General features: G+C 37.1%; 24 protein-coding genes. 5 read left to right on the forward strand and 19 right to left on the reverse strand.

The features are described 5' to 3' along the window. Positions 1–26: 26 nt before the first annotated feature. The gene (locus tag MHH88_RS14325) at positions 27–995 is read left to right on the forward strand and encodes a 4-hydroxy-3-methylbut-2-enyl diphosphate reductase (RefSeq protein ID WP_069513585.1); all 969 of its coding nucleotides are present in this window, start codon (positions 27–29) and stop codon (positions 993–995) included. 383 nt (positions 996–1,378) lie between these two features. Here MHH88_RS14325 and MHH88_RS14330 read toward each other — a convergent pair whose 3' ends face one another. Beyond that, entirely contained in the window at positions 1,379–2,080 is a 702-nt protein-coding gene (locus MHH88_RS14330) for a response regulator (RefSeq protein WP_339258895.1), read from the reverse strand. A 56-nt stretch (positions 2,081–2,136) separates the two neighbouring features. After that, the gene (locus MHH88_RS14335) at positions 2,137–3,678 is read right to left on the reverse strand and encodes a sensor histidine kinase (RefSeq protein WP_339263074.1); all 1,542 of its coding nucleotides are present in this window, start codon (positions 3,676–3,678) and stop codon (positions 2,137–2,139) included. 150 nt (positions 3,679–3,828) lie between these two features. Here MHH88_RS14335 and MHH88_RS14340 point away from each other — a divergent pair, with 150 nt between their 5' ends. Both MHH88_RS14340 and MHH88_RS14345 read left to right on the forward strand, forming a co-directional pair. Beyond that, positions 3,829–4,875: a TRAP transporter substrate-binding protein gene (locus MHH88_RS14340; protein ID WP_339258897.1), complete on the forward strand. Its 1,047-nt coding sequence runs from the start codon at positions 3,829–3,831 to the stop codon at positions 4,873–4,875. A 259-nt stretch (positions 4,876–5,134) separates the two neighbouring features. Further along, positions 5,135–6,400 (forward strand): dicarboxylate/amino acid:cation symporter, encoded by a 1,266-nt coding sequence (locus tag MHH88_RS14345; protein ID WP_069513580.1) that lies wholly within the window; start codon positions 5,135–5,137, stop codon positions 6,398–6,400. Between the two features lie 530 nt (positions 6,401–6,930). Here the strand turns inward: MHH88_RS14345 and MHH88_RS14350 are convergent. The 4 genes from MHH88_RS14350 to MHH88_RS14365 all read right to left on the reverse strand — a co-directional run bounded on the left by MHH88_RS14350 (position 6,931) and on the right by MHH88_RS14365 (position 11,629). Continuing rightward, complete coding sequence (locus MHH88_RS14350) at positions 6,931–8,367, reverse strand: four-carbon acid sugar kinase family protein (protein WP_339258900.1); 1,437 nt, start codon at positions 8,365–8,367, stop codon at positions 6,931–6,933. Then, positions 8,361–9,269 carry a 2-hydroxy-3-oxopropionate reductase gene (garR, locus tag MHH88_RS14355; protein ID WP_339258902.1) on the reverse strand — a complete coding sequence of 303 codons (909 nt, stop codon included), beginning with the start codon at positions 9,267–9,269 and terminating at the stop codon, positions 8,361–8,363. The genes MHH88_RS14350 and garR overlap by 7 nt, the downstream gene beginning before the upstream one ends. 85 nt (positions 9,270–9,354) lie before the next feature. Next, positions 9,355–10,716: a gluconate:H+ symporter gene (locus MHH88_RS14360; RefSeq protein WP_339258904.1), complete on the reverse strand. Its 1,362-nt coding sequence runs from the start codon at positions 10,714–10,716 to the stop codon at positions 9,355–9,357. A 64-nt stretch (positions 10,717–10,780) separates the two neighbouring features. Beyond that, complete coding sequence (locus tag MHH88_RS14365; protein WP_339258906.1) at positions 10,781–11,629, reverse strand: MurR/RpiR family transcriptional regulator; 849 nt, start codon at positions 11,627–11,629, stop codon at positions 10,781–10,783. A 285-nt stretch (positions 11,630–11,914) separates the two neighbouring features. On the opposite strand from MHH88_RS14365, the gene MHH88_RS14370 reads away from it, so the two are divergent. After that, entirely contained in the window at positions 11,915–12,451 is a 537-nt protein-coding gene (locus MHH88_RS14370; protein ID WP_339258908.1) for a hypothetical protein, read from the forward strand. 50 nt (positions 12,452–12,501) lie between these two features. After that, a complete protein-coding gene (locus MHH88_RS14375) occupies positions 12,502–12,699 on the forward strand; it encodes a YwbE family protein (protein ID WP_069513567.1) in 198 nt (65 codons plus the stop codon). Positions 12,700–12,784: 85 nt separating this feature from the next. On the opposite strand, the gene MHH88_RS14380 is transcribed toward MHH88_RS14375, so the two are convergent. The 13 genes from MHH88_RS14380 to rpoD form a co-directional block, all read right to left on the reverse strand. Further along, a complete protein-coding gene (locus MHH88_RS14380; RefSeq protein ID WP_339258911.1) occupies positions 12,785–13,675 on the reverse strand; it encodes a PhzF family phenazine biosynthesis isomerase in 891 nt (296 codons plus the stop codon). A 173-nt stretch (positions 13,676–13,848) separates the two neighbouring features. Continuing rightward, positions 13,849–14,385 (reverse strand): NADPH-dependent FMN reductase, encoded by a 537-nt coding sequence (locus tag MHH88_RS14385; RefSeq protein ID WP_339258913.1) that lies wholly within the window; start codon positions 14,383–14,385, stop codon positions 13,849–13,851. Positions 14,386–14,716: 331 nt separating this feature from the next. Further along, complete coding sequence (locus MHH88_RS14390) at positions 14,717–14,965, reverse strand: DUF2164 domain-containing protein (protein WP_339258915.1); 249 nt, start codon at positions 14,963–14,965, stop codon at positions 14,717–14,719. Positions 14,966–15,107: 142 nt separating this feature from the next. After that, positions 15,108–15,734 carry an ATP-binding cassette domain-containing protein gene (locus MHH88_RS14395; protein ID WP_339258917.1) on the reverse strand — a complete coding sequence of 209 codons (627 nt, stop codon included), beginning with the start codon at positions 15,732–15,734 and terminating at the stop codon, positions 15,108–15,110. A gap of 21 nt (positions 15,735–15,755) precedes the next feature. Next, positions 15,756–17,768, reverse strand: coding sequence for a hypothetical protein (locus tag MHH88_RS14400; protein ID WP_339258919.1), 2,013 nt, complete (start codon positions 17,766–17,768; stop codon positions 15,756–15,758). An 88-nt stretch (positions 17,769–17,856) separates the two neighbouring features. After that, positions 17,857–18,279 (reverse strand): lactococcin 972 family bacteriocin, encoded by a 423-nt coding sequence (locus MHH88_RS14405; protein WP_337982522.1) that lies wholly within the window; start codon positions 18,277–18,279, stop codon positions 17,857–17,859. Between the two features lie 81 nt (positions 18,280–18,360). Further along, complete coding sequence (locus MHH88_RS14410) at positions 18,361–18,552, reverse strand: hypothetical protein (protein WP_337982523.1); 192 nt, start codon at positions 18,550–18,552, stop codon at positions 18,361–18,363. A 251-nt stretch (positions 18,553–18,803) separates the two neighbouring features. Continuing rightward, positions 18,804–19,028 carry a hypothetical protein gene (locus MHH88_RS14415; protein ID WP_069513550.1) on the reverse strand — a complete coding sequence of 75 codons (225 nt, stop codon included), beginning with the start codon at positions 19,026–19,028 and terminating at the stop codon, positions 18,804–18,806. A gap of 15 nt (positions 19,029–19,043) precedes the next feature. Further along, a complete protein-coding gene (locus MHH88_RS14420) occupies positions 19,044–20,165 on the reverse strand; it encodes a Nif3-like dinuclear metal center hexameric protein (RefSeq protein ID WP_339258923.1) in 1,122 nt (373 codons plus the stop codon). Position 20,166: 1 nt separating this feature from the next. Beyond that, a complete protein-coding gene (locus MHH88_RS14425; RefSeq protein ID WP_069513539.1) occupies positions 20,167–20,859 on the reverse strand; it encodes a tRNA (adenine(22)-N(1))-methyltransferase TrmK in 693 nt (230 codons plus the stop codon). A 158-nt stretch (positions 20,860–21,017) separates the two neighbouring features. Continuing rightward, positions 21,018–21,368, reverse strand: a complete 351-nt coding sequence (cccA, locus tag MHH88_RS14430; protein WP_024363017.1) for a cytochrome c550 — start codon at positions 21,366–21,368, stop codon at positions 21,018–21,020. Between the two features lie 488 nt (positions 21,369–21,856). Continuing rightward, complete coding sequence (locus tag MHH88_RS14435) at positions 21,857–22,420, reverse strand: hypothetical protein (protein ID WP_024363018.1); 564 nt, start codon at positions 22,418–22,420, stop codon at positions 21,857–21,859. Between the two features lie 277 nt (positions 22,421–22,697). Further along, positions 22,698–23,825, reverse strand: coding sequence for an RNA polymerase sigma factor RpoD (rpoD, locus tag MHH88_RS14440; RefSeq protein ID WP_069513536.1), 1,128 nt, complete (start codon positions 23,823–23,825; stop codon positions 22,698–22,700). Positions 23,826–23,843: the final 18 nt, after the last annotated feature.

The raw sequence follows: 23,843 nt of genomic DNA on the forward strand, positions 1-23,843 counted from the left end.
AGGTAAGCTTGAAAGGAGTCACAACCATGCAAGTATTAAAAATTAATCCACGTGGCTATTGCTACGGTGTTGTTGATGCGATGGTCATTGCACGTAACGCCGCACTCGATAAAACATTACCAAGACCTATCTACATTTTAGGGATGATTGTGCACAATAAACATGTTACAGATGCCTTTGAAGAGGATGGTATCATTACACTAGATGGTGATAATCGCTTAGAAATTATTGAACAGGTTGAAACAGGCACTGTTATTTTCACAGCACATGGTGTTTCACCTGAAATTCGTGAAATTGCGAAACGCAAAGGCCTAGTATCCATTGATGCTACATGTCCTGACGTAACAGTAACACACGATTTAATTCGTGAAAAATCAGCTGAAGGCTATGATATTATTTATATCGGTAAGAAAGGTCATCCAGAGCCAGAGGGTGCAATTGGTGTTGCTCCAGACCATGTTCATTTAGTACAATCTTCATCGGATATTGATGCATTAAACTTAACGAATGATAAATTGCTCGTCACGAACCAAACGACTATGAGTCAATGGGACGTTGCACATTTAATGGATAGTTTAAAAGAAAAGTTCCCACATATCGAAGTTCATAAAGAAATTTGTTTAGCGACACAAGTGCGTCAAGAAGCAGTTGCGAAACAAGCAGGGGAAGCTGATTTACTAATCGTTGTTGGTGATCCAAAATCCAATAACTCAAACCGTCTTACACAAGTATCAGTAGAAATTGCTGGCACACCTTCGTATCGTATTGCAGACGTTTCGGAACTTAAAATTGATTGGCTAAAAGGAATTAATACTGTTGCTGTCACTGCCGGTGCCTCAACACCAACACCTATTGTAAAAGAGGTTATTACTTTCCTTGAGCAATTCGATGAAAATGACGAAACAACGCATACGATCCAACGTACGGTGACACTTGATAAAATTTTACCAAAAATTAAAACGCCTAAACCTGTCGATAAAATTATGCCTTACTAATGGACTTAGGGCGATGTTATAAGTACTTGAACAAAACGAAAAAGTGTTAGATTGTTTGTCATCAATCTAACACTTTTTTGCTGCACCGTTGTTGTCCGCTTCGGCGCTGCTTTCCGCTCTGCACAGTAAGCCCCAACCTTCGCTAACGCGCAGGTTTGTTACGTCTTACGGTGTGTGCGTTCTAAAGCAGGAGTCATCGCCTTCGCTACCAATAACTAGTGAAAACTTCTATTTTTTGCAAATAACAGCTATGTTCCTATAATAGCAAAAATTTACGAACACCTTTCCTCTGTTCCTTAAATTTTTTTAGTTTTGTCCCAGTTTCTTTCTTGCTTTCCAGCTCTAAGCTATGATAGGCGCTTTCCGCTCTGCACATCTTAGTGTCATTTACTAAAATAATAATTAATTGGGCGACCAATGCCACCGTAATGGACATCCATCGTAATTTCCTGTTGTTTTTCTAAATAATCTAAATAACGTCTTGCTGTTACCCGCGCAATGCCCACTCCACTGGCAACATCTTCTGCTGATGCACCATCCACTGATTGTAAATAATGGACCACTTTTTCAAGTGTTGCTCGATTAAAGCCTTTCGGCAACGTTTTTTCAGACTTTTCTTCATTTGCTAGCTCACGCTTTTCTTGTTCATTATGATAATGGAATAACTGATCGAGCTCTCCTTGTGTAAATTCTCTTTCTGTTTGCATTTGTTGCTTAAAGCGCTTATAATTTTCCAGCGTTCCTTGTACGCGCTCAAATGAAAAAGGCTTCATGATATAATCGAAGACACCAAGATGTAAAACTTGTTTAACTGTTTCCATATCATTGGCTGCTGTTACGGTAATAACGTCGACTGGTATTTTCAATTCTCGAATTTTCCGCAAGCTTGTTAGGCCATCCTGCTCTGGCATAAAAATATCCATAAATACAAGGTCTGGTTGTAGCGAACAAATTTTCTCTATGCCCTCTACGCCGTTTGAGGCTTGTCCTATTACCTCAAATCTGGCTACTTTTTCGATGAATTGACGGTTTACTTCCCGCACCATCGGATCGTCCTCTATTAATAACACGTTTATTTGTGTCACGGTCAAGCCCTCCATATACTCTAGTACAACTCATTTAGCGAAAAAATCGCTGTATATTAAGAATGATAAAATGTTAATAAAAAGCTCGTCCCTTTGTTCGGCTCACTTATTACTTCAATTTCACCCTGTCCTTTTTGGACAATTTCTTTTATTAAATATAGTCCAATCCCTCGACCTTTTTTTTCTTTAGTCGAATAGCCATTATCAAAAATATGTGCCTTTACTGTCTCTGACATGCCGACACCGTTATCCGTTACTAATATTGCCAGTACATCTTCATCTTCATCCACCGAAATATGCACAACCTTTTCTTCCATCGTACTATCCTTTAATGCATCAAAGGCATTTTCGATTAGATTCCCAAAAATAATAACAAAATCATGATGATCTAAGTTTTTCGGAAATGTTGTCAGACGACTAGCTCTGTCTATTTCAAGTATAATCCCATGCTCTTTCGCATGAGCAATTTTACTGAGCAATAGACCCGAAATATTTTCATTTTTAATGCGCTCATTTAAAAACTTCGTAATTTCATCATGTTCTTCTTTTACTTGCGTTAAGTACGTAAGTGCCTGATCATAATGGCCAAGCTGTAAAAGCCCCGCAATCGTATGCAATTTATTTTTATGTTCATGCGTTTGGACACGTAATGCCTGTACAAACGCCTTTACACCTGTAAGTTCTTCGGCTAGCTTTTTCACTTCTGTACGATCCTTGAACATAGCCACCGCACCAACGGTTTCACCATTCACCTGTATAGGAATACGATTGCTCATAATACTATGATTATTGATATAAAGTTCACGATTATATAGTGGGCGATCTAGCGCTAATATTTCGGGTAGACGTGTATCCGGTAATACTTCGAAGATTTTTTTGCCTATTAATGCAGAAGGTCGTTGTGCTACGCCTAATATATCACATGCTTTTTCATTAAAAATTGTAATTGTAAATTCCTTATCAATAGCAATAATTCCCTCATGCATTGCGTTAAATGTTTCCGTTCGTTCCACATACATTTTAGCAATTTCGTGTGGTTCTAATCCAAACATTTGCTTTTTCATATGTCGCCCTAATGTTTGAGCACCCCATGCACTAAATAACAATGACATGACTAATGTAATGATTAGTTCTTTTTCTATAGACGATAGTAGCTCGCTAACCGTTAACACACTAAACCCTACAATCACTACGCCAATTTGACCACCGTCATGATTCATAATCGGGACAAAAGCACGCACCATATCGCCATGTTCACCATGCGCGATTGATGTATAATAATGTTCCGAAAATGCCGCGTTTAAATCACCTGACTGTGATATGGTCCCTATTTCTTCAGAGTTCGGATGGGAATACTTGCGTCGTTGCATATCGAGAACCACTATATACTGTGCTCCGTTAATATCGCGAATTTCTTCCACAACAGGATTAATATGTTTAGTTGCTTCTAAAAAATCGCTGTTTGCAATGGCCGATTTTAATTCTGGTAACTGTGATACGGTTTTTGCTACCAATAACGCCTGTTCTGCTAACTTTTCTTTTTGCTCGTTCATAACAAACCCTAGTAAAAACGTACCACCAATACTAAAGGAAAGCATGAGTATAAAAAAAGTAAGAGACATGATCTTTCCCTTCATTGATAATTTTTGAAATTTCAATACCATTGCCTCCTTCTTACTATGTATTAGCTTTCTCCTATGTTAGAATAACAAAAACATGTGAAAATACGAATCAATTGGGTGTATTATATGAAAAATTTTATTTTTGGAACGATTGCCACTGTTTTAGTTTTAACGATTGTATTTAGTATACAGCAAGGATTTTTGTTTTCGAAAACCCTTCCGTATGATGATGAACAAAAAGGACTCGACAAACAAATTACGATCCATTTAAGTCATGTTGTAGCGGAAAATACGCCAAAAGGACAAGCCGCAACTAAATTTGCAGAACTTGTTGAAGAAAAAACAAATGGTAAGGTTAAAGTACATGTCTATCCTAATGCCTCGCTATATAATGATGAAAATGAATTCCAAGCGTTACAAGATGGAAAAGTTGAAATGATTATCCCTACTTTTTCTAAAATGACTTCTTACGTACCAGACTGGCAAGTACTTGATCTACCCTATCTTTTTCATACAGATGATGAAGTACTTGAAGTGTTGACAGGACCCATCGGTGAACAATTACTAGATGAACTGAAGCCTTTTAATGTTCGCGGCCTCGGTTTTTGGCATAATGGCTTTAAACATTTAACTGCCGAGCGTCCAATCCATACATTTGAGGATTTACAAGGGTTACGCATACGTACCATGCCAAGCAAAACACTTGAAAAACAATTCAGCTTAGTAGGTGCAACGCCAGTATCGATTTCCTTTAGTGAAATTTTTACTGACCTTGAAGCACACGCTATCGATGCACAAGAGAACACGGCATCTAATATTTTTTCCAAGGGCTTTTACAAAGTGCAAAAAAATATGACATTAACTAAACATGGTATTTTAGGTTATTCGGTTTTAATGAATGAAAAATTTTGGGAACAGCTACCACCCAAAGTGCAAAAACAACTAATGGAAGCGATGAGAGAAACAACTGACTGGCAATTTAAACAAGCAGTTCTTATGAACGGCAATGATTTACGTAAACTACAACAAGAGAACGATTTTGAAATTTACACAATGAGTGATGCAGAACGACAACGTTTTCAAGAAAAACTAGCCCCTGTCTATGATATCTATCAAGCAGATGTCAAACAGCATCATATACTATCTGAAATCCAAAAAATTGTTTCTCCCTAAACCTTTTGGTCATTTTGGCTAAATCCTCACTTTTCGTGAGGATTTTTTCTTTTGTATTATAATAGATTCAATAATTTATAATCTACTATAAAACAGCCTTCACCCCTTGATATTACTAACTTCCCAACTATCGAAACGAAAAATGAACAAAATGAACAATAGAAACTTTACGGTCATAAAAACTATTGTCGGAAAATTTCAGCTATGATAACCACATGAAAGCGTTCACAAAGTATACATTTTTCAAGGGGGAAGTATTATGCGTATAAATTTTAAAAACTTAACGGTACAAGTGCTGATTGCCATCGTACTCGGTATTATTGTTGGAGCCGCATTCCCAGAGTTCGGTGCTAGCTTAAAAATATTAGCTGATATATTTATTAAATTAATTAAGATGTTAATTGCACCTATTATTTTCTTAACTGTCGTTATCGGAATCGGTAGCATGGGCGATGTGAAAAAGGTCGGAAAAATTGGTGGGAAAGCATTAATTTATTTTGAAATTGTCTCTACTTTCGCACTTGCGATTGGCTTACTTGTAGTAAATATTATTCAACCTGGTAAAGGATTTAATACAGATGCAGCCAATGCTGCAGATGTTGCACAATATACAGAGCAAGCTGCTGCTGCTGAGCATGGATTTGGCGCATTTATTATGCAAATTATCCCTGATAATGTTGTTGGCGCACTAGCAAATGGCGAGTTATTGCCTGTCTTATTTTCTGCAGTATTATTCGGTTTAGCTGCTGCTGCTATAGGTGAACCAGCAAAACCTGTTATCAAATTTTTTGAACAAGTTGCAGATATTTTCTTTAAAATTGTCAATATGGTAATGAAAATTTCTCCAATTGGTGCATTTGGTGCGATGAGTTACACAATTGGGAACTTCGGTTTAAAATCACTTGGTAATCTAGGTTTCTTAATGCTGTCTGTGTACATTACAATGTTCCTATTTATAGTTGTCATTATTGGTTTAATTACACGTTATTTTGGCTTTAGTATTTTTAAATTCATTAAATATATTAAAGATGAAATCTTCATCGTTATCGGTACTTCTTCTTCTGAATCTGCGCTACCTTCCATGATGCGCAAATTAGAAAATTACGGTTGTTCGAAACAAGTAGTTGGACTTGTTATTCCAACAGGTTACTCTTTTAACTTGGACGGTACTTCCATTTATTTATCCATGGCGGCTATTTTTATTGCCCAAGCTTATGGAGTAGATTTAGATATTTGGCATCAGCTTACTTTACTAGCCATTTTAATGTTAACTTCTAAAGGAGCTGCCGGTGTCACAGGCTCAGGCTTTATTACGCTAGCTGCAACACTTGCTGCATTCCCGATGATTCCTGTAGAAGGTATTGCTCTGTTAATAGGTGTAGACCGCTTTATGTCAGAGGCTCGTGCTGTCACTAACCTAATTGGTAACGGGGTAGCAACAGTTGTCGTATCAAAGATGGAAAAAGAATTTGATACGGACCAAGAAAAACGCGCTCTTTCAGGTGAAATGATTCACAACGCTTAAACATAAAACATCCAATCTACTTGTAAAGTTAGTAGATTGGATGTTTTTTTATAGTAAGTCAATCCTTTTGCTAGTTTTCTTGCACGCCCCGTGCCTTAAGAAATTTTTTAGTCAAGCGAATCAGAAAAGCACTTACTATTGCTATTCCTAAAAACGACGTCACTATAAAAACGATTGGGGAACCTATAAAAACGAATAGCACATCGGTATGACTTTCTGCTACATATCTCTCCCCTAGTTTTACCTTTCCGAAAATCTCTTTACTATATGACCATCCATACATAATGAAAATGAATAGTATATGTATAAATAACGAACAAAAAAATGCTTGCACAACCGTTTTCATCATAAACTTTTCCTAGTTAGCTGATACATAGGAAAGAATGTACACCAAATCATCAATTTTTCCACTTCCCTTTTCTATGGAATAAACTACTAGTTTAACATAAAAAGAAAAACCGTAACGCCTTCATTAGTAGCAAGAAGTTCGGTTTATCTTTTCTCTAAAAGGTTAAATATGTTCAAAATGGTTACTTTATTTCTCCTTCCAACACTTCAATTACTTCTTTTAGCGTATTGATTGTGCCGACATTGCCAGGGAAAATGATGTAAGATGAATCGGGGAATTTGCTTTCTTGTCCTATTTTCCATACGGGAATTCCAGGTTTTATTTGGCCAGCTACTGTCGCACGCTTAACCGATAGTCCAATTGTACCCACGCTTGAAGAAGTAATTCCGCCTTTTGCAACAATGTATTTTGGCTGTACCTGTAAATTGTAAACAATACTTGTCACAGCATTTGAAATTTTAACAGCTAATTGAAGTTCGTTTTCACCTTGATTTTCTCCTAAATCTAGCCTCTCGCGACGAGTGTAATACACAACAGATTTACCTGCTCTGATTAGCTCTTCGCAAGTAGTACGAACACGTTGAACCTCTTGTTGAAACTTCTCATCATCATGCACAAGATGAACATCAAGCTCTACCCCTGTGACAAGACCACTATCCAGAAGTGCGTATAATTGGTCTGTTGTTTTTTGCACATGGGAACCAACTACAATCAGTCCCCCGCTGGACGACTTATCTGTTAGCAGCTCATCTCTTGATAAAAGCGGCTTATCCGAAATACCGCCTAAAACTTTTGTTAAAGAAGCGGCACTCCTAAAAATATATGATTTCCCTGCTTTCATGACTTGCAGCAAGGCAATAACAAATATTTCAACATCGCTATAAGCTGCTGCATTTACAACAATTTTCCTAAAATTTTTTGCTGCTAGTAATTGCGCTTGTATGGCTTTCAGATTTTGTGAGCGTAAGTCTTCAAGCGTGATATAAATTGTATCTTCTTTTGTATAAGCACCTTTTGTTTTTTCTTCAATCCATTCGCCCAAATGAGAGGAAACAAAACCAAAAGTACGGTCTTTTGCAAATTCAGTTTCACCTGCTGGAACAAGTTCATCTCCATACTGAACATAATGAATATTTTGGATTGTTAAACGACCGCCTTCTTTAAAAAATGGAATAATAATTTCCCCATCAAACGTTGTATCAGAAATTTCTTCAATTGAAGTTTTCAAAGTTTCCGTCTCTAGAGGGTAATGACCTCGCAATGTGGAATCTCCTCGACTAATCAACACATAGGGCTTTCCTTCTTGCAAAGAAATAGCATGGATCCGGCGAGCGATGTCCCGATGGACGACTGCTGTTTCCTCTGCCGAAAAACTGCGGGAGTTTGTTAGCAGAAAAAAAACTTGATTCTTTTCTCGAAATCCTTGCTTAATACTTTCTTCTGTCCAATCCGTATAAACTGATACACCATGAACGGTTTGAACACCAGTTGGGTCATCATCAAGAACAATGATTTTATGATGAAAACTACTTAGCTCATCCTTTAATTGAATTTGAATTTGCTTATGATTCGATTCAAGAAGGCTCGAAAACACTTCTGATGTTTTTTTCGTTACCATGATGATTGCCCCTCTCTTGAAACTTCAACATTCGCTAATTTCTCATAATGTTGGACAATACTTGCGTGATCGAGCCTTTCTTTTCCATCTGCCTTTAAACTATAAAAAACCTCTAAAAGTTGCGCTGATAATGGCAGTGGAACAGCTAGCTCATGTGCAGTATTCATTACATTTTTTATATCTTTCAGATTAATATCGACACGGCCTCCCGCTTGAAAGTTTCGATCAAGAATCATTGGAATTTTTGCATCCATTACGGTGCTTCCTGCTAATCCACTACGAATTGCCTCATACATTTTCTCCACATTAATACCGGCTTTTGTCGCTAACACAAGTGCTTCGGAAATAGCAGCAATATTTAAATTTACGATTATTTGATTGGCTAGCTTTGCTGTCGTGCCACAGCCTGAATCACCAACATGGACGATGTTACTCCCCATATTCCCAAGAATGTCTTTTACCCTTTCAAATATCTCTTCCTTTCCACCAACCATAATTGTCAATGTTCCATCAATTGCCTTCGGCTCTCCACCACTAACTGGTGCATCAAGGAAATGGACGCCTCGATTGGCAGAGAGCTCAAACATTTCTTTTGATTCTGACGGTGTGACTGAGCTCATGTCGATAATAATCATATCCCGACGAGCACCTTCCATTACCCCATGTTCGCCGAAAATAGCTTGGAAAACATCTGCCCCTTGCGGTAGCATTGTAATCACCACATCACTTGTTAATGCTACTTCCTTACTAGAAGTTGCCTTGTTAGCACCATCTTGTGCAAGCATATTAACTGTGGTTGTATTTATATCGTATACAGTCACATCATTACCTTTTTTTAAAAGGTTGCGAACCATTGGTGCCCCCATAATGCCAAGTCCAATAAATCCTATTTTTTTCTTCATTTTGACTTCAGCTCCAATCTAGTTGTTTATTAATCAGTGATAAATACCTTTTTCGTATCTAAAGCAACGCAATTAAACAAGTAAATTATAACCCTGGTAAAATCCCTTGGAATATGCTGAGAATGTAGACGAATAGTAATACGGTTACACCTGATAAGAAGCCCCCAATTGTCCAAACTCTTATTGTTTCTGTTATAGATAAACGTCCAAATTTACTTACTACCCAAAAACCTGAATCGTTAGGAAGTGATAAACCGACCCCGCCTGCACAAATTGCAAGACCCAATAGGACTGGCGATACGCCAAGTTCCGTCGCTATCGGACCCATGATTGCAGATGTTGTCACTAGCGCAACCGTGGCAGACCCAAGCGATGCACGAAGAATTTGCGAAAATAAAAATGCAAGTAATAAGGCAGGCATATTAAGCCCTTGCATCATAGCAATAAGTAAATCACCAATGCCTGTTTCTTGAACCACTTTACCAAAGGCACCACCTGCTCCAGTAATAAGGATGACCAAACCGCTTTGATTAAACGCTTTGGCAAACACAGTTTTAGAATCTTCCTTGATGTATGGCTTTAAGGCAAACATCGCGACAACTAAACTAATTAACAGTGCAACATTTTTATCTCCAATAACGGAAAAAAAGGTCGGAACGAAATGTTCTGGGTTGCCTCTGAATAGTAAATTCATGAATGTGTTCGATAAAATCAAAATAATTGGTAAAGCGAGTATGCTAAATGAAAGAACTGTTGAAATTTCTTTTCTGTCAGCAATTGTGCTATTTCCTTCAGACATTTCATAATCATCAAGACGTCCATTATTTGCAATGCGCTTCCCGATAAACTTTCCATACATGACGCCACCTACGAGTACGCCAGGAATGGAAACAAGCAATCCATAAAGAAGAAATACTCCGATATCCGATCCTGTTTGGTCTGCAACCACTAATGGCCCTGGTGTGGGGATAATTAAACTATGGGCAGTAATTAATCCAATCGAAAGAATTGCAACAAAAGTAGAAAGTGCTATTTTTGTTTTAAGGGAAATATTTTGGATTAATTTATGTAAAATAATAAACGCTGCATCAAAGAATACAGGAATTGAAACAGTAATCGATGTCATTGCAATAGCGTAAGGAGATTTTTTCACCCCAAAGACGCTTAGCATCCCAGTAGCAATTTTATTAATGGCTCCTGATGATGCTAAAAATTGACCAAATAATATTCCAAGTCCGATTAAAATTCCAACACCAGCTAGTGTATTGCCAAATCCGGTAGCGATAATGCCAGGGATTTCTTTCGCAGGAATGCCTGACAATAAGCCAAGACCAAGGGCAACCACTAAAAGAGAGACGAAGGCATCCCATTTGAATCTAATAATAAGGACAAATAAAACAATTAAAGCAAGAACAAATCCAAAAATGAGTGTATGACCTGTTAACATTGTAGTGGATCCTCCTTAAGTAAAAAGTTAGTTAAGGTGACAACGCTTACATTTTATTTATCATTTACTTCTTCATTCTAGTAACAGCTAATCTTGAACGATTAATGGATTCTTTTACATGACTCCCTCCGATTGCAACAACCCTTGTAAATAAGGTGTCAATTAAAGCAAGTTGCACTAGGCGACTGACCATCGCATCCGATCGCTTTTCTGTCTCTTGCGCCTGCGTAAGAAGCAACGTATCAGCCATTTGAGCAAGCGTTGTGTTTGAATTCGATGTAATAACAATGACAAACGCTCCACTTTTTTGACTCATTTTCACTACCTCTATAATATTGACTGTTTCTCCAGAATGCGATATGACAATGACAACATCATTTTTACACATATGGTTAGCATAAATCGCTTGGTAATGTGGATCCTTGACAGCGATTGTCGTACCGCCCATTCTCATAAATTTATGAGCACCATCCTCTGCAATGTTACCTGAAAGACCTTGTCCGAAAAAAAACACTCTGTCTGCTTTTGAGATAATTTGAACCGCTTCTTCCATCTGTTGAACGTTTATTTTTTCTTTTGTCATCGACATCGCTGTGGCAAGCTGATCGGCCATTTTATCGAAAACGACATCAGCAAGATCTTCCTCCTTAATCTCATTGTAATTCCCTATTGATGTGATACCGTTATTTACTTGTTCTTGAGCAAGTGCTACTTTTAACTCTTGGTAACTAGCATATCCAAGCTTTCTATACAGTCGAACAACACTCGGCTCACTCACCTTGCTCAATAGTGAAAGTTCGTTCATTGACAGCAAAAAGGGTTGCTCATGCATTTTTAGCTGCTCGACTACCTTCCTCTCAGAAATAGTTAGCAAGTTCATTTTGCTATTAATTCTTTCTTCGAAGCTTAACAATTGAAAATCACCTCCTAAATTTATTTGTAATTTTACTACACAAAAAAAGGGTGATACAAGTTTTTTTAGAAAAAAAGACATAATATTGTTATTATTATTTTAATTTCATCATATATATATTAAAAAATGTAGTAAAATTACAAAAAGTGAAATGCCGTTTCACAGGAAGAAATAACATCGATTCGGAGCAGACAGCATGCACAAAGTTAAAATGATTCCCACACACTGAATAATGAAACCTCCAGTCTTGCTTATTCGTATAGTAAGTAAATTGGAGGTTTTTTTATGGCAACATTTACACTTACATATTCCCAAGCATTTGATAGACCGTCAAAATACCCTATTCTAAATAGTCTCCATGAAACAGTTTGTATTCTCCAACCTGTCGATCGTTCCAATATTGTGAAAGTACTGAATGTAGCTGCGCTAGTAGCAACACAACAATCGTTGCCACATCGCTATGAAACGCGCACTACGAAAGGAGAAGCTCTTTTTCAAGTACGTTCCACAGTGTTAACACAAGGTGTAAGCCATCACTTAATCATGCCAGATGGAAGTATGATACCTATTCAGCGAAAAACGGTTCAATTATTGGAATCTTCCTATTCCTTTACAATGGATGGCCTTGTCTTTCGTTTTGAGAAAGACTTTACTTCAACCGCATTTTTATATTGCAATGATGAAAAAATTGCGAGTGCAAGCTTTGTAGATAGTGGGATTCGACGCGAAGGAATTGTCTTTAAGCTGTTTCAATCAGATGATACTTTATTTGTCGCTTTAGTAGCCTCACTTTTTCAATCTCTATTTGCCATAGGTAACTAACGACACATATGCTATAATTTGAGTCATGCTAGATAAATGTGAGGTACAGTATGAACGGTCAAAATCGAAAAAATATTTATCCGGGCCTAGAGGTCAATATTATTCTTAAAAAAGATCAGCGAACAGGTGTTAAAACGAGAGGTATTGTGAAAGATATTTTAACCAACTCCCCGAACCATCCACATGGTATTAAAGTTCGTTTAACAGATGGTCAAATCGGTAGAGTATGTGACATACTACAAAAGTAAAGAACGTATAACAAAAGAGACTGTTCTAATAAAGAACAGCCTCTTTTATTTGAAATTGTGTGAGAATTGTTTGAGTGACTGGCACTCAAATTTGGATTTTCAATTCCTTTACATAGACAGCTGTTCCTGTGATTGAAATATCCAATTCATTGTCTACTTTGTTTACATGAACATGGACGCGACCATCTCGGTCAAGCTCTTGCCCTTGCTCAACAACGAGTGTTTTTGGATATATCACTTCAGGATTAATATACTTAGCATAATATGCTCCCATGACGCCTGAAGCAGTGCCCGTTACGATATCTTGTATTGTTCCAGAGTATGGCGATGAAAAATGTCTAGCATGCATATCTGCCGACTTATCGAATGCTTGTAAACAAAATGGATGCAACGATGCTGTTGGCATTTCTTTTAATATAGAAGGAAATGTAGCGGTATGTGGACTCATTTTTTCAAACGAGGCTAAGTGTTGGACAGGTATTAATAAAGTCCATAAGCCTGTGCTTCCATAGACAATGGGTAATTCTGCATGTAATTCATCCTCGTTTAAACCGATCGACTGTGCAAGCGCTGCTTTAGAACCGTTAAAATCTACGAATTGTGGTGCCGCATGTTGCATTGTTATGTATAGCTTTTCCCCTTTTTCTTCCAACAGAATTGGCAATATCCCCGCCTTCGTTTCAATTGTAATGCTTGATTTATTCACTAAAAACCCTTGTGTTTGTAGAGCATAAATGGTTGCCATTGTGGCGTGTCCGCATAAATCCACCTCATGCCCTGGCGTAAAATAACGGATACGTATGTCTGCTTGATTAGATGGCAAGGCAAAGGCAGTTTCATTAAAGCCTACCATTTTAGCAATCTCTTGCATTTCTTGCTCACTATATTGGCTTCCTTCCACTACAACCCCAGCAGGATTCCCCTTATTAGGCTCCGTACTAAATGCATCATAATGTTGAACAGTTACTATTTGCATAAACTTCCCCACTTTTTGTTAGAATGTTATCAAGTTAATTGCCAGAACTTTTTTATAATGAATTCTGCTACCTTTATCATAATGCATTTGATGATTCTATGGAGAAGTTTCTTTGAATTTTCATAATTGTTTGGGTGACTGGCACTAGCATACTGGTGTATGCTAGTGAAAGCTTAACGAATGGTTTTTAAAGCATTCGCCCATGGAATAACTTGATCGAGCATTTGGTTCACTGAATCGGCTTGCACCTCTTTTGGCTTAAATACTGTGCCATTTTCAAAATCTGTGAATAACGAAAGTGCAGGATGTACACGAACATCTGCTACTAATAATTCACCAAGAATTCCGCGTAAATGTTCTGCGGCACGAGCACCACCTACAGAACCGTAAGACACAATACCTGCTGACTTATTATTCCATTCTTGACGTAAATAATCTAAAGCGTTTTTAAGTGCTCCTGAAATAGAGTGATTATATTCTTGCACAATAAATACAAAACCATCACATGCAGCAACCCTTTGTGACCACGCAGTTGCGCCGGAAGCATCGCCACCTGGCTCTCCTAAAAGGGGTAGTTTGAATTCAGCAATATCAATAATTTCATATTCTGCATCGCGGCGTTTTTCAGCTATTTCCTTTACCCACTGCCCCACTTGTGGGCTTAACCGTCCTTCACGTGTGCTACCTAAAATAATCCCAATTTTCAACATTTCTATTCCTCCTTAATGTATTTATTTAAACTCAAATAACAGCCTGTAAAACTCGGTCTCTTAGCCATGGTGTGCAAGAAAACAGCACTTTATTCATAACATTACAGATAAAACGGGCTTGAAATTTTAAATTAAGATATAAACATTGCGTGCACATTTATCTTGGAGTTATCTACTTTGGAGTTGATTATCTTTAATTCGAGATAAAATTATCATATCTATCTTGCATTTGTCAATAAAGAAATTGTATTTTTTTGTTTTTAAACCAATGTATACCAAATTGAAATACTAAAAAAGAGAAACAATTTGCTGCATTGTTTCTCTTTAATTGTCATTTTATTTTTATCGGGCGTTCCAAAGCCATAAGTTCTTCGTCCAGCGCTGATAATTGACTTTCCACCACATATTTTGCATCTGAAATGGCTGCATTATAAATATATGGAGCAATATTCTCTTTTACAAAATCCAATACCCTTTGTGCCTCAAAATCGGAAATATCCTCTTCACGTTGATTATAGAAAAAGCGTTGTATATCGGCAATGATTTGTTCTTGTTGCTCCTTAGTTAAACGGATAAACACATTTCGCCACTCCCTTCTGCATTGCGTTACATCAAGTATAGACGAAGGTAGAAATTTGTATAGTGAATTTTTATCACATTTAAAATGTAAGTGGTCATGAAGCCTTGGAACACCAGAACAATGATCCACCGTTTCGCTTCTCTTACATAAATGGATTCAAATTTATACTTCGATCACAAACACTTACAAGCCTTTCATCATGCGTTGCAATAATCACACTAGCACCGTTTTCACTACACTTTCTTAGTAGATCAATAATGACTTCTCTGTTCGTTTGATCAAGTGATGCTGTTGGTTCATCCGCATAGATAATTGAAGCCTTCTTATAAATTGCACGCGCTACGCCTAGTCGTTGTTTTTCTCCTCCTGATAACACAGCCGCCATTTCCTGACCTCTTCCCCCAAGTCCAACCGTATGTAGAATTTCCTCCACAATCTTTGCCTTTGCTTGTTGCTTATTTAATGTCACGTTATAACTAATGTTTTCATCCTCAATAATCCCATAATCTTGATAAATAAATGCCGCTTTATCTTTCCAAAAACTTGTTTTTTCTTTTTCCTTCCATTTACTAGCATTTTGATTTTCTATTAGGATGTCCCCGCTATTAACTGATTGAATAAGACCTAGACAATTTAACAGTGTTGTTTTGCCACTACCAGATGGACCGGTAATGGCAATCATTTCATTCGGGTTGATCTCAAGAGAAATATTAGAAAAAATCGTTTTGCCACTAATTTCAATGCCAATATTTTTCGTTTGAATAATCATATTCATTACTCCTTTAAGACATTAATTGTGCCGATGACTCGTACGATAAAATGCTTGTTTTGCGGAATTTTGAAAGGAAATGTAACTACCTAGCCAATATAAGATTCCGACAAGCAATGCAGATGAAAGTATAACGCTAAGTTGCATATAGTGGATAAAATAACCAATTATGGAACCGATAATTGTTGTTAAAATGATTGTCATTAGTTGTCGCTTTAAAGCCGGTCTAATAATCGATGTGTATGGGTAACCAAAGGTGTGCAAGGTAAAAATACGTTTACCATTCGTGCCTGCCCACAGTCTGCCATTTAATATAGCAGTCAACAGCATTGTTACGACAATAAGTATTCCTGATACAATATAGTAAACGTATTGTTGTTTAAACCTTTGAGCCGTTTCCAAAGCAACGTCTGCTATCCCATTAATCGACGTGATAGAAGGTTTCATAACGGAGTTAGCTAAAGCTGCTTGTAAATGATTCTCATCAAAAAAAACGATATTTCCACTAGAAGCTAAAGATAATAAGAACCCTTTCGTTTTTACAATGTCTATTAGCTGACCATCTATCAGTATAACTAACGGATTTTCTGCTTGCACTGTTTCCCCTGCTAAACCAACATTTGGTGGTAATGCAAGAAATTTCGTTCCCACATATTCGTAAAAAGTTAAACCTTGCGCTGGATAAACATCATTATGTTTCGTCCATAGCGGAATTTGCCCTTCTAAAAAGGAAGCCAATTCATCTGGTAAATCTTTAACATTTTTTGCAATGAGTTTCCCGCCCTTGCCTTCTGTTTCCACACCTATTTCTAGCAAATCAATCCAAGCTCGATCTGTCATAATAATATGATCATAGCCACTCATCTCAGATGGCTCTAAAAAAATCGCTTTATCAATAACGTAAGAAAGGCTTACTTTATTAGCTTTTTGCATTTTAGAAAAAAAAGCTTCTACCTCGGGAAGTGTCGACTCTTGTTCTAATGAATCCAAGTCAGACATGGATAGCCGAACGATATTGTGCATTTTGTCCCAAAGCGCATAGTCTTTTGACAGTTGATTGGTTATTAGTATAGATGTGATAATGGTCGGGATAACAATTAGCGATAAAATTATAACAAGAACATGACTTAGCTTTGCCATTATGGAAAACCGCTTCAACGGAATTTGTCTTTTGGCTATATGGGCAGCTTTTGGGCTAGCCATTAGTGAAAGCAAGGCTGTTATGAACCCAACGACAATTAAGAATAGCACTAAACAAAGTAGTAGACGATTGAATACCAATGGAATTTGTCGAATATCCTTTATGACACCCACATAGCCTAATGACATAAACAAACCTAGTAAAAATCCGACAAAGACAAAAGATACTATTGTTGTTGTATCCTCCACATGAATTTTCCCAGCTTTAACGCCGCCTAATAATCGAATAGACCTTGCTTTTGCGTGTTGAAATATCCACGTACTAATGGTCGTTACTAATAACAGCAAGGAAGCGAGCACTGCATTTCCTGTACCATTTTGAAATAAGTATGCAAAAATGATTCTTAGTATAGATGGTTCTGGAACCCATATAAGCCCAATTTGATGCTGTTGCGCCCAATCATTTACTGCTACTTGAAAATCTTTTCCAGCGTTAAAAGCATAGGTGCCTGATAAAGAACGGGTGCCTATTTCTGCAGTTGAAAGCAAGTCACCTGTTAGAGCAGATTCGAACCACTTAATCGCATTCTGCTCTATAAGCAAGCCATGAAATGCTGGTTTGGCAGTACCGAAATAGATGATATCTTTTTTGTTGTTGTAGTTTTCTGGATCTACTGAAGTTTTGACTACAATTGCATTATATTGATCTGTTAGTCGGTTCAGATCCGAAATCAATTGATCTCTTGCAATAGTAGTTTCAGCAAGATTTAAATCAAATTGATGGGTCGTGCCTAATGGCAGCCGCTGTTGGATAAGTGACGTATATTGAAAAATAAGCAGAGACAGCAGCATTACACAAATCAAAGATGTCAGTTGCACTGCTTTTTTAAGCATAACCACTCCCCCTAATCTTTTATTGAGAAGCTTGGAAAGCCTACTGCGAAAGACATTCCAAGCCTCTAAAGGATTAAAGCTTTAGTACTTAATCGCATACCCAATAGTAATATCGATCATTATGGGTAGGTAACTGCACCGCCCAAAGTTCAGCAATTGATTTTTTTCCTGCTCTAGTTTCAGCTGATCTTGATATATTACCATTCAGATTTACCGTGCTTCCATGACAGCGATCCACTGTGTAGTAGGAACGCACTTTAACATCCCAAAATCCATACTCCCACGTGCCACCTTCATTTGGATATTGCGTGATTGGTCCTGGTGCTAGCCATTTACGGGAAATGTCTCCGCGGTTGAATTGATCACTTTGTGTGGCAACCATTGATGTTGTAGCAATTAAAGGTTCCTGAATAGCTTTATGGGACACTGCCAAAACGCCAGATGGCAATAACAATAATGCCACCAACGCTAACACTACTATTTTCACCCTCACAGTTTTTTTGGCTAACATATGGCTCACCTCCTTTCATTTGACAAGGAAGAATTTATGGCTATTTTTTATTATGTAATGGATAGAAATTGATAGAACACTTTACTTTCTAAAAAATTTATCTCTCTCCAAATATGTGAGTACGGAAAATCCTAAAATGCCAAATATCCCAAAAACCTTTATCCAAATAGGCGTACTTTCATAATCCCTGATTAATGATAGTAACGAAATAAATATTAGCATTAGATAAACATATGGTGCTGGAATCTTTTTAATTTTATCGCCTCTTTTCAATAGAAATATACCTCCTATATCTAGCATTTTGTTATCGTCAACACTGTTCCACATTCCTACAATTTAAATTCTCAATCGATTCTCATTTAATTATTTTTTTATATAGCATAAGATAATAGAAAAATCAATATATTTTAAATATTTATATAACAATGGAAAAATAGTAGATTTATCTTTAAGACCATAACAAAAAAACGCAACCTTTAAAGGAACTTCCTTTAAAAGTTGCGTTCAATCATATGCGAATCATACTATTTTTTACATTCAAACGAATAATTTGTTGCTAGAAAGCTCTTTTCTTTTGACACGATGGCTTTGCCTCCATCGTTTTCACATTGCTCGGTCATGGCATCTATTTTTTTCTCATTCATCATATTTGTCATAAGTGTCATACCGCCACCAAACACAGCAATTAGTAAGCCGATAATAATCCATAACTTGCCTGCATTATTCCCAGCAGGTTTCCCATTTGCCACATGTATTCCCCTCTCTTAAACAAATAAAAATGGTTCTGTATGAATAGTCGATTGGACAAATTCTACTCTATATTTTTTTGTCTCACACAATGTTGCCATTTTTTTCGCAACACCTGCAATCATTACTTTTTCAACATGATGACCTGGGTCTACAATTTGCAAACCAATTGCTTGTGCATCCTGTGCCGTATGGAAATACATATCGCCTGTTAAAAAGACATCGGCACCTGCACGCTTTGCCGTATAAATATACTTATTTCCATCTCCACCTACTAGTGCAATCTTTCTTACTGTTGACTGCAAATCGCCGACAACACGAACAGTTGGTACATCTAGTTGTTTCTTTACAAACTCTGCAAAGTCTTGTAACAGCATTTCTTTTGGTAAATAGCCAACACGACCTAATCCCATACGATTCGTTTGTTGCTCCAAGCGAATGATATCATACGCAGGCTCCTCATATGGATGGGCATTTAACAGTGCCTTCAATACGCGATTTTTAATGGACGCGGGCAAAACCACTTCCACTTTGACTTCTTCCTCGACATGTAATTCTCCAATAGAACCAACATGCGGATTTGCCCCTTCAAGTGCACGGAAACGCCCTTCTCCACTCGATGTATAACTGCACGCTTCATAACGACCTATTCGACCTGCTCCAGCTTTTGCTAATGCCTCACGCAGCACGTCTGCATCAGCAGTCGGTACAAAAACGGTTAGCTTTAAAACATCCTCAGCATACGTTTCTTCTAAAATAGAGCGATTTTCGAGCAGCAATGCATCAGCTAATAAATCATTGACGCCACCTTCCGCTACATCTAAGTTTGTATGTGCTGCATAGACCGCAATATCATGTTTAATAAGTTTTTCGTATAATTGTCCAGCAGGATTGTCCGTACGTATATTAGCTAGTCGACGGAAAATAGGCGGATGATGCGCTATAATCAGTTCACAGCCTTGGGCAATCGCTTCGTCTGCTACAGCGTCATTCACATCTAATGTCACTAATACTTTGTTTACAGGTTTATTTAACGTTCCAATGGCAAGTCCAATTGGGTCATTCTCCATACACGCAAGATGCTTTGGTGACCATGATTCAAATAGTTGTATAATTTCCTGACCATTTACTGATTTCATGCTATAAAGCTCCTTCCACTAAATCAAGTAGTGCTGTTAATTCTGCACGTTTTTCCTCAATTTCAAGAGTTGGTTCTGCCCCTTCAATGGACTGTAAAACACGTTGCCAATTTTCTTTTTCTCGTTGCCATTTTTTTAAAAAAGCGGGTGCTTTACGTAACAATAATTTAGGACCAAATAAGATATCTGACGGAGATAACGTCATCGCTCCTCTTTGTAAGACAAGAATTTCGTAGATTTTTTCATCTTCCTCTAAAATATCTTCATCGAGAATGGCCCAATTATTTGTTAAAGCCCATTCACGAATAACTTTTGCATGAATGTTAGGTTGCAAAATTAGACGTGTTACACCTTGTAAGCTTTGTGGATGTTTCTCTAATATCGACACAATAAGTGGCCCACCCATGCCAGCTATTGTCACAGTATCCACATGATCAGTTGCCTCCACTGCAGCTAAGCCATCCGCCAGTCTAACTGTAATTTTTTCTGTTAACCCTTCTTTTTTAACTTGTCCTAGCGCCGATTCATACGGTCCTTTTACAACTTCACCTGCTACTGCGCTCGTAGCAATCCCCTTATGGATTAAATAGCATGGTAAATATGCATGATCACTGCCAATATCTGCTACAACCGCACCAGTTGGAACAAATTTTGCCACTGTTTCTAAACGTTTTGATAATTTTTGTGCGTTCATTTTAAACCGCCTACCTTATAAATATAGAGTCCACTCTAGTATGTATGATGTTGAACAAAAAAACAAATGGAGTTGTCTCATATTTTTGAGCAACTCCATCATAATAGAAGCTGTACTAAAAGCGTAAAGACACTTTTTAGTACAGCCATTTTTTAAAACTATTTTAGAGTAGAAATGTACTCAGCGATTGCTTTTGCTTCCGCTTCGTTTTTCATTCCTGGTGTCATAGGTGTGCCTTCGATACCGTTTGTTAACACGTCTACGATACGAGCTTCATCTAAACCGTGTAGGTTTGGACCAACACCACCAGTTAAGTCACCACCGTGACAACCGATACAAGTTTGTACTAATGCAGAACCATCATCATTAGCTTCTGTAGTTTCGCCACCGCCCTCTTGTTCAGCAGCAATTTCTTTCTTGTTATCTGCGCCTTGTAAAGACATGAAGAAAATAAGACCTATACCAAATGCCAGAATCAAGATGTAAGGAACGACTGGATTGTTTTTCATATGTTTCCCCTCCTCATAATAAATCTACTTCTATTATAATATAGAATCAGTCAACATCTAATATTGTACTGCATTAAACAAGAAACGAAAAGCCCCATTCGCTAAGTTTTCCTTTGTTTGTAACAATTTCGACATTTCTGTATCAATTGGATAAATTATGTCTTGTTAAACCCAAATTATGGACTGATAATGAATCTTCTAGCAACTCAATTCTTTTCCTTCTCGCAAATATTTTGCCACCCATTAGGCATTCATATACATCCAATGAAAAATTAAATAGCTGTCATATAAAACCTCTGTGTCCTATTATGCTGTTGATTTATCATAACAATTTCATAAATAGGTTATACTATTATTTTGATATATTATTATTCCGTGTTTTTTCTATTTTTTCTTCAATTTATACTTTTTTAAAAAAGTCATACTACTATATTACAAAAATAAAATACTCTACTATGAACGAAAAGTTCGTTATAGCAGAGTATTTCTTACATAAAATTATACAAATAATAACCAATAAGTGCTAATAATCCGAGACCACCAGATACTGTGAAATACAGCAACTTCATTTTGATACCTGACACTAGCCATACCCCACAATTTGCAGCGATAATGACAAATAGCACAGTATTATTTCCACTAAAATATGTAGTATACATGCGAATAGATAAGCTAAATAACAAGATAGCAGCAATAATATGGAAGACAGGGGCTAATAAGTTATTTTTGGTCGCAACTCGAAAAGCCATTATGAATAATGTAATTGTAGCAATGGCTACAATACCCGTTAATAAAAGCAATAAAGAAGTGACTGTAAAATAAATATACAAAAGCAGTAGCATACCTAAGCATAATCCCACTATGAAGAACATCATTTTTCGTTTTTCTAAAGGCAATACTGCCTGTTTATGAGTTGCTTCTTCTAGCTCTTCTACATCATTTCCCTCTGCATAAAGAGTGGCTAGAAAGTCACAGTAGTGCTCTGGTAATAGCTTATTTTGCTTCCAAAACAATATCTCATTTAAAATAATTTTTTTCCGTGGATTTGTCATCGTATATTCTCCAAACATTGCTTAATAATGGTTGTACTACAATTTTATCTCACAATTAAAGAAAGAACATCTGTAAAAAGTCGCAAAAAACGGAACTTATCATCCGTTCAAATTATGTATTTTTACATCTATTATGTAAAAATCTTAAGTCAACATCCTGTTTAATAGTTTCCCCTAAAAATAAGGAATGCTACTGTAACAGTAGCTTATAAAGAACAAACCCCGCTACACAATATAATGTAGCGAGGTTTGCATATCACAAGTATGAAGTTCTGTTTTATTCTAAGAAATCTTTTAAACGTTTACTGCGAGAAGGGTGGCGCAATTTACGAAGTGCTTTTGCCTCAATTTGACGAATACGTTCACGTGTTACACCAAATACTTTCCCTACTTCTTCTAACGTGCGTGTACGTCCATCATCTAAGCCAAAACGTAAACGTAGTACGTTTTCTTCACGGTCTGTTAATGTATCTAATACATCTTCTAGCTGTTCTTTTAACAATTCATAGGCTGCATGATCAGAAGGAGATTGAGCCTCTGAGTCTTCAATGAAGTCCCCTAAGTGTGAATCGTCTTCTTCACCGATTGGCGTTTCAAGAGAAACTGGTTCTTGCGCGATTTTTAAAATTTCACGTACTTTTTCAGGTGTTAAATCCATTTCCTCGCCAATTTCTTCTGGAGACGGCTCACGACCTAAGTCCTGTAATAATTGACGTTGCACACGAATTAATTTGTTAATTGTTTCTACCATGTGCACAGGGATACGTATTGTACGTGCTTGGTCGGCAATCGCACGTGTAATCGCTTGACGAATCCACCATGTTGCGTAAGTTGAGAACTTAAAACCTTTACGATAGTCGAATTTTTCAACTGCCTTAATAAGTCCCATATTCCCCTCTTGAATTAAATCAAGGAATAACATCCCACGGCCCACATAGCGTTTGGCGATGGATACAACAAGACGTAAATTCGCTTCAGCTAAACGTTTACGCGCTTCTTCATCCCCTTGCTCAATACGTTCTGCCAGTGCAATTTCTTGCTCGGCAGAAAGTAAATCCACGCGACCAATTTCTTTTAAATACATACGAACAGGATCATTAATTTTTACGCCTGGTGGTACGCTTAAATCATTTAAATCGAACGTTTCTTCGTTAGCTTCTTCTTTCATTAAGCTTTCTTCTTCAAATTCTTCTTTACCAATAATTTGAATGTCTTTATGTTTTTCAAGATCTTCAGCGAAATGAAAAACTTCTTCATTTTCCAACTCATAAGGCATTAATTTCTCTGAAATTTCTTTCATCGAAATTTCACCTTCTGTTTTCGCCTTTTCTTGTAGTAATTTTTTTGCTTCATCTAATGTAATTTCTACTTCTACCTCTTTTGAACGTTCAGACTTGTCCGCCATAAACCTTCCTCCTTCTAA

This window comes from Lysinibacillus sp. FSL K6-3209 (assembly GCF_037976175.1).
In the GTDB taxonomy this organism is placed as follows: Bacteria; Bacillota; Bacilli; order Bacillales_A; family Planococcaceae; genus Lysinibacillus; species Lysinibacillus sphaericus_D.